General features: G+C 66.1%; 16 protein-coding genes. 10 read left to right on the top strand and 6 right to left on the bottom strand.

Features of this window, described 5'->3' with window-relative positions; genetic code table 11:
- The first annotated feature begins 56 nt into the window (after positions 1–56).
- The 8 genes from urtA (at position 57) to ABL840_RS24040 (ending at position 7,189) form a co-directional block, all read left to right on the top strand.
- Positions 57–1,322 (top strand): urea ABC transporter substrate-binding protein, encoded by a 1,266-nt coding sequence (gene urtA / locus ABL840_RS24075; RefSeq protein WP_093200540.1) that lies wholly within the window; start codon positions 57–59, stop codon positions 1,320–1,322.
- Positions 1,323–1,464: 142 nt separating this feature from the next.
- Complete coding sequence (gene urtB / locus ABL840_RS24070) at positions 1,465–2,379, top strand: urea ABC transporter permease subunit UrtB (protein WP_093200537.1); 915 nt, start codon at positions 1,465–1,467, stop codon at positions 2,377–2,379.
- Between the two features lie 28 nt (positions 2,380–2,407).
- Positions 2,408–3,601 carry an urea ABC transporter permease subunit UrtC gene (urtC, locus tag ABL840_RS24065; RefSeq protein WP_093307415.1) on the top strand — a complete coding sequence of 398 codons (1,194 nt, stop codon included), beginning with the start codon at positions 2,408–2,410 and terminating at the stop codon, positions 3,599–3,601.
- A 15-nt stretch (positions 3,602–3,616) separates the two neighbouring features.
- Positions 3,617–4,360, top strand: coding sequence for an urea ABC transporter ATP-binding protein UrtD (gene urtD, locus ABL840_RS24060; RefSeq protein ID WP_093307414.1), 744 nt, complete (start codon positions 3,617–3,619; stop codon positions 4,358–4,360).
- Position 4,361: 1 nt separating this feature from the next.
- Complete coding sequence (gene urtE / locus ABL840_RS24055) at positions 4,362–5,063, top strand: urea ABC transporter ATP-binding subunit UrtE (protein ID WP_093200530.1); 702 nt, start codon at positions 4,362–4,364, stop codon at positions 5,061–5,063.
- Positions 5,064–5,090: 27 nt separating this feature from the next.
- Complete coding sequence (gene fmdA / locus ABL840_RS24050; protein ID WP_093200527.1) at positions 5,091–6,323, top strand: formamidase; 1,233 nt, start codon at positions 5,091–5,093, stop codon at positions 6,321–6,323.
- A 13-nt stretch (positions 6,324–6,336) separates the two neighbouring features.
- Positions 6,337–6,678: a zinc ribbon domain-containing protein gene (locus tag ABL840_RS24045; RefSeq protein ID WP_093307413.1), complete on the top strand. Its 342-nt coding sequence runs from the start codon at positions 6,337–6,339 to the stop codon at positions 6,676–6,678.
- Positions 6,679–6,838: 160 nt separating this feature from the next.
- Positions 6,839–7,189 (top strand): alpha/beta hydrolase, encoded by a 351-nt coding sequence (locus tag ABL840_RS24040; RefSeq protein WP_093200522.1) that lies wholly within the window; start codon positions 6,839–6,841, stop codon positions 7,187–7,189.
- 104 nt (positions 7,190–7,293) lie between these two features.
- Here ABL840_RS24040 and ABL840_RS24035 read toward each other — a convergent pair whose 3' ends face one another.
- Genes ABL840_RS24035 through ABL840_RS24025 form a run of 3 tightly spaced genes read right to left on the bottom strand, consistent with a single transcriptional unit; the run spans position 7,294 to position 10,222 of the window.
- Complete coding sequence (locus ABL840_RS24035; protein ID WP_418115991.1) at positions 7,294–7,980, bottom strand: RraA family protein; 687 nt, start codon at positions 7,978–7,980, stop codon at positions 7,294–7,296.
- A gap of 20 nt (positions 7,981–8,000) precedes the next feature.
- Positions 8,001–8,987 (bottom strand): Bug family tripartite tricarboxylate transporter substrate binding protein, encoded by a 987-nt coding sequence (locus tag ABL840_RS24030; protein ID WP_093307412.1) that lies wholly within the window; start codon positions 8,985–8,987, stop codon positions 8,001–8,003.
- Positions 8,984–10,222 (bottom strand): pyridoxal phosphate-dependent aminotransferase, encoded by a 1,239-nt coding sequence (locus ABL840_RS24025; protein WP_093307411.1) that lies wholly within the window; start codon positions 10,220–10,222, stop codon positions 8,984–8,986. The genes ABL840_RS24030 and ABL840_RS24025 overlap by 4 nt, the downstream gene beginning before the upstream one ends.
- A gap of 102 nt (positions 10,223–10,324) precedes the next feature.
- Here ABL840_RS24025 and ABL840_RS24020 point away from each other — a divergent pair, with 102 nt between their 5' ends.
- Together ABL840_RS24020 and ABL840_RS24015 are read left to right on the top strand one after the other, a co-directional pair.
- Positions 10,325–11,332, top strand: coding sequence for a LysR family transcriptional regulator (locus tag ABL840_RS24020; RefSeq protein ID WP_093200515.1), 1,008 nt, complete (start codon positions 10,325–10,327; stop codon positions 11,330–11,332).
- Between the two features lie 52 nt (positions 11,333–11,384).
- Positions 11,385–12,680, top strand: a complete 1,296-nt coding sequence (locus ABL840_RS24015) for an aspartate carbamoyltransferase (protein WP_093200512.1) — start codon at positions 11,385–11,387, stop codon at positions 12,678–12,680.
- Between the two features lie 24 nt (positions 12,681–12,704).
- On the opposite strand, the gene ABL840_RS24010 is transcribed toward ABL840_RS24015, so the two are convergent.
- The 3 genes from ABL840_RS24010 to ABL840_RS24000 form a co-directional block, all read right to left on the bottom strand.
- Entirely contained in the window at positions 12,705–13,055 is a 351-nt protein-coding gene (locus tag ABL840_RS24010) for a VOC family protein (RefSeq protein WP_093307410.1), read from the bottom strand.
- Positions 13,052–13,345 carry a hypothetical protein gene (locus tag ABL840_RS24005; protein WP_093307409.1) on the bottom strand — a complete coding sequence of 98 codons (294 nt, stop codon included), beginning with the start codon at positions 13,343–13,345 and terminating at the stop codon, positions 13,052–13,054. Before ABL840_RS24005 ends, ABL840_RS24010 begins: the two co-directional genes overlap by 4 nt.
- 172 nt (positions 13,346–13,517) lie before the next feature.
- Entirely contained in the window at positions 13,518–14,000 is a 483-nt protein-coding gene (locus tag ABL840_RS24000) for a hypothetical protein (RefSeq protein WP_093307408.1), read from the bottom strand.
- Positions 14,001–14,159 lie beyond the last annotated feature (159 nt).

Genomic DNA, 14,159 nt, shown 5'->3' with positions numbered 1-14,159 from the left:
GATGCACTGCGATGGTGCGCGGCCTTCCTTTCCAACAACCTGCCTGGAGTTTCCTGATGTCGCGTGATTCCGATCTTTCCCTCGATGCCCTGGCATTGCGCCGCCGCCGCCTGCTGCAGGGCGCCGCCGCGCTGCCCGTGATGGGCCTGAGCGGCCTGAGCTTCGGCCAGGGCCAGTTCCCCACGGCCAAGGTCAACACGACGAAACTCGCCGTGACCGACACCGAGGTGACGGTGGGCCAGCTGCACTCGTCCACCGGCACCATGGCCATCTCGGAGACCGGCTCCATCCAGGCCGAGCAGCTCGCCATCGACCAGATCAACGCCATGGGCGGCATCCTGGGCCGCAAGATCAAGGTCATCAAGGAAGACGGCGCCTCCGATTGGCCGACCTTCGCCGAGAAGTCGAAGAAGCTGCTGGTCAACGACAAGGTCGCGGCCGTGTTCGGCTGCTGGACCAGCGCCTCGCGCAAGGCCGTGCTGCCGGTGTTCGAGAAGGAGAACGGCCTGCTGTACTACCCGACCTTCTACGAAGGCCTGGAGCAGAGCAAGAACGTGATCTACACCGGCCAGGAGGCAACGCAGCAGATCATCTGGGGCCTGGACTGGGGCGCGAAGGAGAAGAAGGCCAAGACCTTCTTCCTGGTGGGCTCCGACTACATCTGGCCGCGCACCTCGATGAAGATCGCGCGCAAGCACATCGAGAACTTCCAGAAGGGTTCGGTCAAGGGCGAGGAGTACTACCCGCTGGGCCACACCAACTTCAACTCGCTGATCAACAAGATCAAGGTGGCCAAGCCTGACTGCATCTTTGCGGCGGTGGTCGGCGGCTCGAACGTGGCCTTCTACAAGCAGCTGAAGGCCGCGGGCATCACGGGCGACAAGCAGTTCCTGCTGACGCTGGCCGTAACCGAAGACGAGATGACCGGCGTGGGCGGCGAGAACTTCGCGGGCTTCTACTCGTCGATGAAGTACTTCCAGACGCTGGACAACGCGAACAACAAGAAGTTCGTGGAAGCCTTCAAGGCCAAGTACGGCAAGGACGCCGTCATCGGCGACGTGACGCAGGCGGGCTACCTCGGCCCCTGGCTGTGGAAGGCAGCGGTGGAGAAGGCCGGCAGCTTCGACGTCGACAAGGTCGTGGCCGGCTCGCCGGGCATCGAGCTGAAGACGGCGCCCGAGGGCTACGTGAAGCTCGACGCCAACCACCACCTGTGGAGCAAGGCGCGCATCGGGCAGGGGCAGGCGGACGGCACCTTCAAGGTGGTTGCCGAATCGGCCGAGCTCATCAAGCCGGATCCGTTCCCGAAGGGCTACCAGTAAGCCTGCTTTGCTCCCTCCCCCGCTGGGGGAGGGCAGGGGTGGGGGCAAGCGGCGCTACCACTGGGCATGCCCTGCCTGCCCCCATCCCAACCTTCCCCCAGAGGGGGAAGGAGCCAACACCACAACCCCGGAACAACTAGCCATGACTCTGTCGGACATGCTGAACATCGGCCTCATGCAGGGCTTCGCGGGGCTGAGCCTCTTCGCGGTGCTGCTGCTGATGGGGCTGGGCCTGGCGATCATCTTCGGCCAGATGGGCGTGATCAACATGGCGCATGGCGAGTTCATGACCATCGGCGCCTACTCGATCTACCTGGCCGCGCGCGTCACCGAGAGCCTCGCGCCCGAGTTCATGCCGTACTACTTCCCGATCGCCATCGCGCTGGCCTTCGTCTTCGCCTTCATCGTCGGCTGGATCGTGGAGTGGGTGCTGATACGCCATCTCTACAAGCGCCCGCTCGACACGCTGCTGGCCACCTGGGGCGTGAGCCTGGGGCTGCAGCAGATCTTCCGCACCTTCATCGGCCCGAAGGAAGTGAGCCCGACGCTGCCCGAATGGCTCATGGGCTCGTGGACGCCGCACGAGGGCCTGGACATTCCGATCAACGGCCTGTTCGTGCTGGCGCTCACCGCGCTGGTCACGGGCGGCGTGCTGATCGCGCTGCACAAGAGCCGCTGGGGCCTCAGGGTGCGCGCCACCGTGGCCAACCGCACCATGGCCAACGCCACCGGCATCGACACGAAGAAGACCGACCGCCTGACCTTCGCCATCGGCTGCGGCATCGCAGGCGTGGCGGGCGCGGCCTTCACCACCATCGGCTCGACCGGGCCGACCTCGGGCTCGCTCTACATCGTCGACGCCTTCCTGGTCGTCACTTTCGGCGGCGCGGCCAGCCTCTTCGGCACGGTGGTCTCGGCCTTCGGCATTGCGCAGACGCAGTCGGTGTCCGAGTTCTTCATGACCGGGTCGATGGCCAAGGTGCTCACGCTGTCGCTGATCGTGCTGATCCTGATGATGCGACCGCAAGGCCTGTTCGCAGTGAAAGTGCGACGTTGAACCCGATTCCTCTTTGGAGAACGTTCCGATGAATTTCATCAAGGCCTCGATCCAGCGCTACCAGCTCGGAAGCCTCCTGCTGCTGGTGCTGCTGCTCGCGGTGGTGCTGCCGCTGTCGCTCGACATCTTCCGCCTCAACCTCGTGGGCAAGTACCTCACCTATGCCTTCGTGGCAGTGGGTCTCGTCATGGTGTGGGGCTATGGCGGCGTGCTGAGCCTGGGGCAGGGCGTGTTCTTCGGCATCGGCGGGTACGCGATGGCGATGTTCCTCAAGCTCGAAGCCTCCGACCCGGTGTCGACCAAGATCCAGACCACGCCCGGCATCCCGGACTTCATGGACTGGAACCAGATCACCGAGCTGCCCACGCTGTGGCTGCCCTTCAAGAGCCTGCCGCTGAGCCTGGCGCTGGTGGTGCTGGCGCCGATGGCGCTGGCCTGGCTCGTCAGCTTCGCGATGTTCAAGCGCCGCGTGGGCGGGGTGTATTTCGCGATCATCACGCAGGCGGTGGCGCTGATCTGCACGGTGCTCATCATCGGCCAGCAGGGCTACACCGGCGGCGTGAACGGCATGACCGACCTGAAGACCCTGCTGGGCTGGGACACCCGCACCGACAGCGCCAAGTACATCCTCTACTACGTCTGCGTCGGCCTGCTGGTGGGCAGCATCCTGCTGTGCCGCTGGGTCCAGACCAGCAAGCTCGGCACGCTGCTGCTGGCGATGCGCGACAAGGAAGACCGCGTGCGCTTCTCGGGCTACGACGTGTCGAACTTCAAGGTCTTCATCTTCTGCCTGGCGGCCGGGCTCTCGGGCATCGGCGGCGCGATGTTCGCACTGCAGGTGGGCTTCATGTCGCCGAGCTTCGTGGGCATCGTGCCGTCCATCGAGATGGTGATCTTCTGCGCGGTCGGCGGGCGCATGAGCCTGGTGGGCGCGGTGTACGGCGCGCTGCTGGTGAATGCGGGCAAGACGCTGTTCTCGGAGAGCTTTCCGGATCTGTGGCTGTTCCTGATGGCCGGCCTCTTCATCGGCGTGACGATGGCCTTCCCGATGGGGCTTGCCGGCGTGTGGGAAGAAAAGATCCGCCCGTGGTGGAAGTCGCGTCGCCAGGCGCTGCGCGAAGCCGCGGTGAAGCCGCCGGTTATTCCTGCGCCCGCGCCGTCCACCGCATCGACCACGCCCGAACCGACGCTGCCCGAAGGCGTCGGCAGCCAGCGCGCCTGACCGGAGCCAGCATCCATGAGCAACACCGACTTCGCGCTCGCCGTGGAAGACCTCACCGTCTCCTTCGACGGCTTCAAGGCCATCGACGACCTGACGCTCTACATCGACCGCAACGAGCTGCGAGTGATCATCGGCCCCAACGGCGCGGGCAAGACCACGCTGCTCGACCTGATCTGCGGCAAGACGCGCGCCAGCGCCGGCAGCATCAAGTTCAGGAACACCGAGCTCACGAAGATGGCCGAGCACAAGCGCGTGCGGCTGGGCATCGGTCGCAAGTTCCAGACGCCTTCCATCTACGAGAACCTCAGCGTGTTCCAGAACCTGGAGGTGTCGTTTCCCAAGGGGCGCTCGGTGTTCGGCGCGCTGGCCTTCAAGTGCGACGACGAGGTCAAGTCCAGGGTGCAGGCGGTGGCCGAAGAGATCGGCCTTGCCGATCGCCTCGACACCGAGGCCGGCCTGCTGAGCCATGGCCAGAAGCAGTGGCTCGAGATCGGCATGCTGCTGATGCAGGAGCCCGAACTGCTGATGCTCGACGAGCCCATCGCCGGCATGAGCGCGCGCGAGCGCGAGCTCACGGCCGACCTGCTCAAGCGCATCTGCCAGAACCGCGCCGTGATCGTCATCGAGCACGACATGGCCTTCGTGAAGCAGATCGCGCACAAGGTCACGGTGATGCACCAGGGAAAGATCCTGGCCGAAGGGCCGATGGAGAAGGTGCAGGCCGATCCGAAGGTCATCGACGTCTACCTGGGGCACTGACATGAGCAACATCAATCTCAAGGTCGAGGACCTTCACGTCGCCTACGGCCAGAGCGAGGCCCTGCACGGCATCTCGTTCGATGGCCATGCCAACGAGACCGTGGCCATCATGGGCCGCAACGGCATGGGCAAGACCACGCTGTTCAAGAGCCTGATGGGCGTGCTGCCGCTCAAGAGCGGGCGCATCGAGGTGGCGGGGCAGGACGTGTCGCGCGACGAGAGCTTCCGCCGCGTGGCCAAGGGCATCGCCTACGTGCCCCAGGGCCGGATGATCTTCCCGACGCTGACGGTGGAGGAGAACATCCAGACCGGACTGGAGAACTCGAAGACCCGCCGCATCCCGGAGGAAATCTACGCGCTGTTCCCCGTGCTGTGGGACATGAAGAACCGCAAGGGCGGCAACCTCTCCGGCGGGCAACAGCAGCAGCTGGCCATTGCGCGCGCGCTCGTCACCGACCCCAAGGTGCTGCTGCTGGACGAGCCCACCGAGGGCATCCAGCCTTCGATCATCAAGGACATCGCCAAGGCACTCAACGAGATCCGCAAGCTGCGCGGCATCACCATCGTCGTGTCCGAGCAGGTGCTGAGCTTCGCGATGGACGTGGCCGACCGGCTCTTCGTGATCGAGGGCGGGCGCCTGGTGCACGAGACCGCGCGCGACAAGACCGACGTAGATCACATCAAGGCCTATCTCTCCGTTTAACCACAACCCAACCAGGAGCCACTGCAAATGACGGACACGCTGATCAAGGTCGACCTGACCAAGCCGCCCACCGAGAACGAGATGATCCACAACCGCTGGCATCCGGACATCCCGATGGCCTGCTGGGTCAACCCGGGCGACGACTTCATCCTCGAGACCTTCGACTGGACCGGCGGCTTCATAAAGAACAACGACAGCGCCGACGACGTGCGCGACATCGACCTGAGCACCGTGCACTACCTCTCGGGCCCCGTTGGTGTGAAGGGCGCGGAGCCCGGCGACCTGCTGGTGGTCGACCTGCTCGACATCGGCGCCAAGCAGGACAGCCTCTGGGGCTTCAACGGCTTCTTCTCGAAGAAGAACGGCGGCGGCTTCCTCACCGATCATTTCCCCGAGGCGCAGAAATCGATCTGGGACTTCAAGGGCATGTTCACCAGCTCGCGCCATGTGCCGGGCGTGAACTTCGCGGGCCTCATCCACCCGGGGCTGATCGGCTGCCTGCCCGACAAACCCATGCTCGACATGTGGAACGAGCGCGAAAAGGCGCTCATCGCCACCGACCCCGATCGCGTGCCCGGCCTGGCCAACCCGCCTTTCGCGGGCACGGCCCACATGGGCAAGATGACCGGTGAGGCGAGGGCGAAGGCCGCCGCCGAGGGTGCGCGCACCGTGCCTCCGCGCGAGCACGGCGGCAACTGCGACATCAAGGACCTGTCGCGCGGCTCGAAGGTGTTCTTCCCGGTGTACGTCGACGGCGCGGGCCTGAGCGTGGGCGACCTGCACTTCAGCCAGGGCGACGGCGAGATCACCTTCTGCGGCGCCATCGAGATGGCCGGCTGGGTGCACATGAAGGTGTCGCTCATCAAGGGCGGCATGGCCAAGTACGGCATCAAGAACCCGATCTTCAAGCCCAGCCCCATCACGCCGCAGTACAACGACTACCTGATCTTCGAGGGCATCTCGGTGGACGAGAGCGGCAAGCAGCACTACCTCGACGTGAACGTGGCCTATCGCCAGGCCTGCCTGAACGCCATCGAGTACCTGAAGAAATTCGGCTACTCGGGCGCACAGGCCTATTCGATTTTGGGCACGGCACCCGTGCAGGGCCACATCAGCGGCGTGGTCGACGTGCCGAACTCGTGCGCCACGCTGTGGCTGCCCACGGGCATCTTCGACTTCGACATCAACCCGAGTGCGGCGGGCCCGATGAAGATGATCGACGGCAGCATCAGCATGCCGCTGTCTCCCGACCTGCGTTGAAAGGCGGCAAGGCATGCCCACCTACGACTACGCATGCGGGCATTGCGGCGGCTTCGAAGCGCTGCGGCCTTCGGGCCTGCGCGACGAGCCCGCCGCCTGCCCCGACTGCGGAAGTGCTTCGCCGCGCGTGCTGTCGGCCGCGCCGCGTCTCGCCTTGATGGCCTCCGGCACGCGCCGCGCGATGGAGACCAACGAACGCTCGCGGCACGAGCCCGTGAGCTCTCGCGACTACGCGCGGCTCAGGCATCCTGCGGGCTGCGGATGCTGCGGTTCGGGCAAGCGCGGCGCGACGGTGACGGCGGCCAACGGGGCCAAGGCCGCGCCTTCGAGGCGGCCGTGGATGATCAGCCACTGAGGCTGCCTGCTGGGGCCAACCCCCATTGACGGGTTTCTTTTCAAGGCCCTGATTGTTTCAATCCCGTGAACGCCGCGGTTCATTTTGTGGGCGTTTTTCGGGGCTGATCAGGATCAAACTTCTCCTCACCAACCAACCGATTGCCCTGAAGGAGATTGAAATGAATGCCTCGAAGATCCTCGCCGCTGCTGCCCTCTCGCTCCTGGCTGCCGCCGGAGCCCAAGCAGAAACCTACGACGGCGTGCACGTCGTGAACTCTTCGGTGACCCGCGCTGAAGTCGCTCCGCAAGCCGCTGCCGCCGCTCGCGCCGGCAACGAATACAGCGAAGCCTCTGGCGCCGGTGCACAGACCTTCACGTCGACCGCCAACCGCGCGACCGTGCAGGCCGAAGCCGTTGCCAAGGCACACGACCCGCTCGCCAGCCTCGACCGCCGCGCGTTCTACCGCGACGAAGTGCCAGCCGCCTACAAGAAGCCCAGCGTGTCGTTCACGCGCCAGGCTGGCCTGTAAGCAGTTCCGGCAAGCCGATGCATGCTTGTCGGCTGACATTGGGCGAATGAAGAAGGGGCCTGAGGGCCCTTTCTTCGCGTCCGCATCGCTGTCGGTGCAAGGACCTACAGCGTTTCACCTTCCTTGAGCACGCCCGCATTGCGCAGCGCGGAGTCCAGCCATCTGGCCGCCGTGTTGCCTTGCTTGATGGCTTCGATGCGCGCGTCCTCGTCCTCCACCTTCTTCTGCGCCGCCTGAAGAAGCGCTTCCACCTTCTCCCGCTCGACGACGACCACGCCGTCCGCATCGCCGACGACGAGATCGCCGGGGCGCACGGCCACTCCGCCGACCGACACCGGATGCCCGATGCGGCCCGAGGCCAGCTTGGTCGGGCCGTTGGGATTGGTGCCCACCGAGAAGACCGGGAAGCCCATCTCGTCGATCTCCACGCTGTCTCGCACCGCGCCGTCGATCACTACGCCGGCGATGCCGACCTGGCGGCAGGCGTTCATCATGATCGTCCCCATGAGCGCCGCGCTCTGGTCGCCCTTGCCGTCGATCACGAGCACGTCGCCGGGCTTCGCGAGCGCGATGGCGGCGTGGATCATCAGGTTGTCGCCCGGCCGCACTTCCACCGTGAGCGCGCTGCCCGCCAGCTTCATCCGGTGGCGCAGGGCCTGGATGCGGCCGTGCAGGGCGCCGCGGCGACCCGCCACGTCGGCGAGGATGGCCGGCTGGAAGGCCGAAGCCTGCCGGACGAGATCGGAAGAGACGCGCTCGAAGTCGCGAACGATGTCTGGAAGCTGGTTCATGTTCATGTTCTGGTTTCCGCTCATTCGGCCTTGACGTCCGCGTCCTTCACCACGCGGCCCCACTTGCGCTTGTCCGCCGCCAGGAAGGCGCGGAACTGCTCCGGCGTGCTGCCCACGGGCTCGAGGCCGTCGGCCGCGAGCCGCTTGGAGATCTCGGGCATCGCGAGCACCTTGGCGATTTCGCGCTGGATGCGCTCGACCACCGCCGGCGGCGTGTTCTTCGCGGCGCAGATGCCGGCCCAGGTCACGGGGTCGAAGTCGGGCACGCCGGCTTCGGTCACGGTCGGGATTTCCGGAAAGGCCGCCAGCCGGCGCGGGCTGGCCACCGCCAGCGCGCGCAGCTTGCCCGAGCGGGCGTACTGCATCGAGCTCACGGGCTGGTCGAAGATCATCGTGACCTGGCCCGCGATGAGGTCCGTCATGGCCTGGCCCGTGCCCTTGTAGGCCACGTGCACGATGTCGATGCCCGCGCGGCTCTTCAGCATCTCGCCCGCGAGGTGTCCGCCGGTGGCGGTGCCTGAGGAGGCGAAGTTGATCTCGCCCGGCTTCTGCTTCGCGTAGGCGATGAGCTCCTTCACGCTCTTCACCGGCAGGCTCGAGTTGACCAGCAGCATGTAGGGCGCATTGACGATCTGCGTGACCGGCACGATGTCCTTCTCGGAGTCGAAGGGCATGCTCTTGAGCACGTGCGGCTGGATCGACAGCGTGCCCGTGGTGCACATCAGCAGTGTGTGGCCGTCGGCGGGCGCGGCGAGCATGGCCGATGCCGCGATGTTGCCGCCGGCGCCCGGCCGGTTGTCGATCAGCACCTGCTGCCCGAGCCCTTCGGCCAGCTTCGGCGCGATCAGGCGCGCCACCACGTCGTTGGAGCCACCCGGCGAGAAGCCCACGAGGATCTTCACCGGCTTCGACGGAAAGGAGTCGGCGGCCCAGGCGTGGGTGGCGCCGAGCCAGACGGTGCCCGCGGCGAGTGCCGGCAGCAGCTTGAGAAGGGAGCGGAGTTTCATTGCAGTTCCTGGAGTTCCTGGTCGAAGGCTTGGCCCGAGAGCTCCTCGCGTGCCCGCGCGATGCGCCGGCAGCCTTCCAGCAGCTGTTCGGTGCTGGCGGCGAAGGAGAGGCGGAAATGAGTCGGCACGCCGTAGGCGCTGCCCTGAAGCGCGGCGAGGTCCTGCGAGTCGAGCAGGTGCATCACCCAGTCGTCGCTGTTCTTGATCGCGGCGCCCTTGCGGTTGCGCAGCCCGAAGAGCGCGCTGCACGAGGCGAAGATGTAGAACGCCCCGTCGGGCACGTCGCAGCGAATGCCGTCGATGGCGTTGAGCGCCGCGACCACCGTGTCGCGGCGCTTCTGGTATTCGCGCCGGTTGGTGGCGATGGTGTCCTGCGGCCCGGTGAGCGCCGCGATGGCGGCGGCTTGCGCGATCGAGTTCGGGCCGGAGGTGCTCTGCGACTGGAGCTTGACCATGGCCTTGATCAGCGCGGAAGGCCCCGCGCCGTAGCCGATGCGCCAGCCTGTCATCGCATAGGCCTTCGAGACGCCGTTCACCGTCAGCGTGCGGTCCTTGAGGTCGGGCGCCGCCTCGGCCATGGTGGCGAATTCGGTGTCGCCGTAGATCAGGTGCTCGTAGATGTCGTCGGTCAGCACCCAGACGTGCGGATGGCGGCGCAGCACTTCGGCCAGCGCCTGGAGCTCGGCGCGCGTGTAGGTCGCGCCGCTCGGGTTGTTCGGCGAGTTGAGCATCAGCCAGCGCGTCCTGGGGGTGATGGCGCGTTCCAGGTCGGCGGGCTGCAGCTTGAAGCCCGATGTGGCGGGGCAGTCGACGAAGACCGGAACGCCGCCTGCCAGCAGCGCGATGTCGGGGTAGGACACCCAGTAGGGCGCCGGCACGATGACCTCGTCGCCCGCAGCCACGGTACACATGAGCGCATTGAAGATCACCTGCTTGGCACCCGTGCCGACGATAATCTCGCCCGGCGCGTAGGCCAGCCCGTTCTCGGTCAGGAACTTGCCGGAGATGGCTTCCTTGAGCGCGGGCGTGCCGCCCACGTCGGTGTAGCGGGTCTGGCCGGCGGACATGGCGCGGATGGCGGCCTCCTTGATGTGCTCGGGCGTCTCGAAGTCGGGCTCGCCGGCGGTCAGGCCGAGGATGTCGCGGCCCGCGGCGCGCAGCTCGCGGGCCCGCTGGCCGGCCATGGAGCTGGGAGACGGTTTGATTCGGTTCAGGCGTGGTGCGATGTGAAGCATGCACGCAGTATCAAAGTGCGTGCCTCGCAGGACAAACGAGAAATCGGACCGGCGCGGTATTCCTTTTTTTCCTGGCGACCCATGGGCGTACATTCCGCTGGCATGAACTTCACCTTCAAGCAGCTGGAAGCCTTTCTCTTCAGCGCCAAGCTCCAGAGCTTCAGCGCCGCGGCGGTGAAGCTGCACACCACGCAGTCGGCCATTTCCAAGCGGCTGGCCGAACTCGAGGATTCGCTCGGCGGCCCCTTGCTGCATCGCACCTCGCACGGGCTGGAACTGGCCCACGCCGGCCGAGAGCTGTTGCCGCTGGCGGAAGAGGCTTTGCGGCTGTGGCAGCGCATCGAGCACGACATCAGTGTCGACAAGACGCTGCGTGGCACCTTCAGGGTGGGCGTGACGGAGCTGATCGCGATGACCTGGCTCACGCGCCTGATCCAGCTGCTGCAGAAGCTGCATCCCGAAGTGACGCTCGAGCCGGTGGTGGACGCGGGGCTCACGCTCTTCGAGCGGCTGGAAGCCAACAAGCTCGACCTGACCATCATGCCGGGCATCTTCTGGGGGCAGGCCTTCGAATCGGTGAAGGTGGGGCAGGTGGACCAGGCCTGGATCGCGAGCCCGCGCCTTTCCATTCCCAACCGCGCATTGAAGCCGCACGAGTTCGCCGACTACCCGGTGATCGAGCAGCCCGCCGGCGCCTCGAAGAACAGGTTCTACGAAGCCTGGCGCGCGGAGCACGGCTTCCGCTTCGGCAAGGTCATGCTGACGAACAGCACCACCGTGCTGCGCGAACTCACGATCAGCGGCTTCGGCATCAGCCAGCAGGCGCTGGACTACGTGCGCCCCGACATCCGAAGCGGCCTGCTGCGCATCGTCAGGAGCGACCCGATGCCGCCGCCGCTGGTCTACAGCGCCGTCTACCGGCGCGACAGCTCCAGCCCGGCGCTGGCGCGCATCGTCGAGCTGGCCGTGAAGACATGCGACTTCACCCTGCGGGCGAGCCAGCACGAGGTGGCGCCTCCGGCTCCGCCCAGAGGCTCGGGCTCGACGGTGCGGCAACGCGCAGTGCGCCAGGGCGTGGTGAAGAAGCCCGCGAGGAAGACGCGGCGCTAGCTTTCCTGCTGGCTATTGGAAAATATACGCATTGAGTATATATTCGCGGCTCATGAACATGCCGCAGCAAGTACTTCTCCGCGACGCGATGCGTCAACTCAACATGACGCGCGACGCTTTCGCGGAGCGCATCGGCAGCCGGAGGAGGGCGCTCGACGCCTGGCTTCTCCCCGACGAATCCAATGAATTCAGGGCCATGCCCGAGGTCGCGCGGCGCTTCGTGAGCGAAATCCTAGCTTCGGACGGTCGGCGCAGTGAATATACGCAAAGCGCACATGAAGGCGCCCTGCGAAAATCGATGGCGGTCGAAGGCTCGCACCACCTGCTGTCGGTCAGCCAGTTCAACCGCGACGCCATCGACGAGCTGTTCCAGCTGGCCGACGTGATGCAGCCCATCGCGCGCCGCCGCAAGGTCAGCCGCGTGCTCGAGGGGGCGGTGCTGGCCAACCTGTTCTTCGAGGCCAGCACGCGCACGCGCGTGAGCTTCGGCGCCGCGTTCTGCCGGCTGGGCGGCTCGGTGTGCGACACCACGGGCTTCACCTTCTCGTCGATGGCCAAGGGCGAATCGATCTACGACACCAGCCGCGTGATCAGCGGGTACGTCGACGCCATCGTGGTGCGGCACCCGGAGCGGGGCTCGGTGGCGGAGTTCGCGCGTGCCACCAACGTGCCCGTCATCAACGGCGGCGACGGGCCGGGCGAGCACCCGAGCCAGGCGCTGCTCGACCTGTACACCATCCAGCGCGAGTTCTCGCGGCTGGGCAAGCTGGTCGACGGCGCGCACATCGCGATGGTCGGCGACCTGAAGTACGGGCGCACGGTGCACTCGCTCATCAAGCTGCTGGCGCTGTACAAGGGAATGAAGTTCACGCTGATCTCGCCGCCTTCGCTGGCCATGCCGGCGGAGATCGTCGAGGCCGTGAGCCGCAACGGCCATGTGGTCGAGACCGCTGCCACGCCGGCGCAGGGCCTGGCCGGCGCCGACATCATCTACGCCACGCGCATCCAGAAGGAGCGCTTCGCGAACGACGAAGTGCTGGAAGGCTTCGACAACGCCTTCGAAATCAACCGCGCGCTCGTCGAATCGGCCTGCAAGCCCGACGTGGTCGTGATGCATCCGCTGCCGCGCGACAGCCGCCCCGGCTCGCACGACCTCGGCGTCGACCTGAACAACGACCCGCGCCTGGCCATCTTCCGCCAGACCGACAACGGCATCCCGGTGCGCATGGCGATCTTCGCCACGCTGCTGGGCGTGGACAAGCTGGTGAGCCGCTCGATGCGCGACGCGGCCTGGACGCCGCCCTCGCACATCGGGCCGGACGACAGCGTCTTCCACGGCCTCGACTGATCGAGGCCGCCGCTCGCGCGAGCCTCAGGCGTGCGCGAGGATGTTGACCAGCTTGCCGAACGGATCGCGCACGTAGAAGCGGCGCACGCCCCAGGGCTCGTCGGCCGGTCCGTATTCGATGGCGAAGCCCGCGGCCTTCATGCGCTCGAAGGCTTCGTCCACATCGTCGACCTCGATGGACAGCTCGGGCACCGGCGTGCCGGAGCCGCCTTCGGATGCGAAGCTGAGCTGCACCGTCATGCCGGCCTGCGAGCCGTAGGTCTGGATCCAGCCGTGGTCCATCAGCAGGTCGAGGCCGAGGATGTCCTTGTAGAAGACGGCGGCGCGCGCAGGCTCCGGCGTGGCGAAGTTGGCGACGAGGCGTTTGACTTTCATGGGGGGGTATTCCTGATCCTGAAGGTGCGGGCATGGCCGTTGCACTCGGCGTGCAGCAGGTCGCCCTCGATGCGGATGCCCGTCCATCTGTCGACGTGGCCGTCCGAGCCGGCGATCTCGATACCGTGCGGGGACACCACGCGCCAGCTGAAGACAGGCCCGGCCACCGGTCCGTTCTTCATGCCGATGGTGGCGACGACGCTGCCGCCCGTGCGGAAGCAGTAGGTTCCGATGTCGGTGTCGGAGACGAGGTCCAAGGTGCGATCGAGGGGGAGCGGGGTGGCGGTCATGCGTGAGTTCTGCGTCCGTTCTACGTGTGGGCCGGAGCCTGTGGCGCCAATTGTGCGAACCCGGGCACGCGCTGACAACGAATGGATGTCGAAGGTACAGGCGGCCGATGGTCCGAGGCGTTCGCGAAGATTCTTCTGGGTGTTGTGCTCGCCTGGTTCGCGTCGACGAACCCTAGATGAAATCCAGCCACTCCCTTGCCTTGCGGGTTCCATAGGCAATTGCAGCATCGATGTCGTCGAAGTGCCATTCAGGGGCAGCCCGGCCATTGGGTGTGACCAGCGACAGGAACGCTGCTTGCGACCTTTCCGACGTGACGACCACCACGGGAAACGGCGGCTCGCCAGGATCGCTGCCCGAGTCCCGGAACTGAGCGATGTCGTCGAAGACCTGCAGCAGCGTGTTGCCCCATCGGTAGGTCATGGCGCGAAAGTCGAGAATCACGCAATCGGCATCGAACGCCTTGAGACCATGCAGGGCGCTGGTGGCGATGTAGGCGCCGTGGCCATTGCCGAGGCTGCCATCGGGGTACTCGCCGTCGAAGGAAACGACGAGCACCGTCCGGTGGTCGGTCTCTGTCCGGTCGACCAGGAAGAAGCGGCAGCTGAGGCCTTTGGGAACAGGCGGTGTTGCTTCGACCAGGGTGAACTGCTTCATCTTTCGCTGTCTTTCATGTCTTGCTTGCGTTTGAGGCGGTAACGGCGCTGGCCTTGTCCCGGAAGTCACGCCGGTACCTGACGAAGCCCTTCTTCCTCGAACCCGTGAAGCCACACTGCTCGAAGAAGCGATGTGCTTCGTCGCGCTCCATGGCGCTCT

The sequence above is a fragment of the Variovorax sp. NFACC27 genome (assembly GCF_048301545.1).
Classification (GTDB): Bacteria; Pseudomonadota; Gammaproteobacteria; order Burkholderiales; family Burkholderiaceae_C; genus Variovorax; species Variovorax gossypii.
The sequence above is the reverse complement of the archived record's forward strand: the minus strand, read 5'-3'. Positions and strand labels throughout refer to the sequence as shown.

Bases quoted from the DNA above. Each gene is read 5' to 3' on its own strand.
- ABL840_RS24045 (WP_093307413.1), top strand. From the start codon at position 6,337: ATGCCCACCTACGACTACGCATGCGGGCATTGCGGCGGCTTCGAAGCG.
- urtD (WP_093307414.1), top strand. From the start codon at position 3,617: ATGAGCAACACCGACTTCGCGCTCGCCGTGGAAGACCTCACCGTCTCC.
- ABL840_RS24015 (WP_093200512.1), top strand. From the start codon at position 11,385: ATGAACATGCCGCAGCAAGTACTTCTCCGCGACGCGATGCGTCAACTC.
- ABL840_RS24035 (WP_418115991.1), bottom strand. From the start codon at position 7,980: ATGAACCAGCTTCCAGACATCGTTCGCGACTTCGAGCGCGTCTCTTCC.
- ABL840_RS24030 (WP_093307412.1), bottom strand. From the start codon at position 8,987: ATGAAACTCCGCTCCCTTCTCAAGCTGCTGCCGGCACTCGCCGCGGGC.
- ABL840_RS24005 (WP_093307409.1), bottom strand. From the start codon at position 13,345: ATGACCGCCACCCCGCTCCCCCTCGATCGCACCTTGGACCTCGTCTCC.
- ABL840_RS24020 (WP_093200515.1), top strand. From the start codon at position 10,325: ATGAACTTCACCTTCAAGCAGCTGGAAGCCTTTCTCTTCAGCGCCAAG.
- urtE (WP_093200530.1), top strand. From the start codon at position 4,362: ATGAGCAACATCAATCTCAAGGTCGAGGACCTTCACGTCGCCTACGGC.
- ABL840_RS24040 (WP_093200522.1), top strand. From the start codon at position 6,839: ATGAATGCCTCGAAGATCCTCGCCGCTGCTGCCCTCTCGCTCCTGGCT.
- ABL840_RS24010 (WP_093307410.1), bottom strand. From the start codon at position 13,055: ATGAAAGTCAAACGCCTCGTCGCCAACTTCGCCACGCCGGAGCCTGCG.
- ABL840_RS24000 (WP_093307408.1), bottom strand. From the start codon at position 14,000: ATGAAGCAGTTCACCCTGGTCGAAGCAACACCGCCTGTTCCCAAAGGC.
- fmdA (WP_093200527.1), top strand. From the start codon at position 5,091: ATGACGGACACGCTGATCAAGGTCGACCTGACCAAGCCGCCCACCGAG.
- urtA (WP_093200540.1), top strand. From the start codon at position 57: ATGTCGCGTGATTCCGATCTTTCCCTCGATGCCCTGGCATTGCGCCGC.
- ABL840_RS24025 (WP_093307411.1), bottom strand. From the start codon at position 10,222: ATGCTTCACATCGCACCACGCCTGAACCGAATCAAACCGTCTCCCAGC.
- urtB (WP_093200537.1), top strand. From the start codon at position 1,465: ATGACTCTGTCGGACATGCTGAACATCGGCCTCATGCAGGGCTTCGCG.
- urtC (WP_093307415.1), top strand. From the start codon at position 2,408: ATGAATTTCATCAAGGCCTCGATCCAGCGCTACCAGCTCGGAAGCCTC.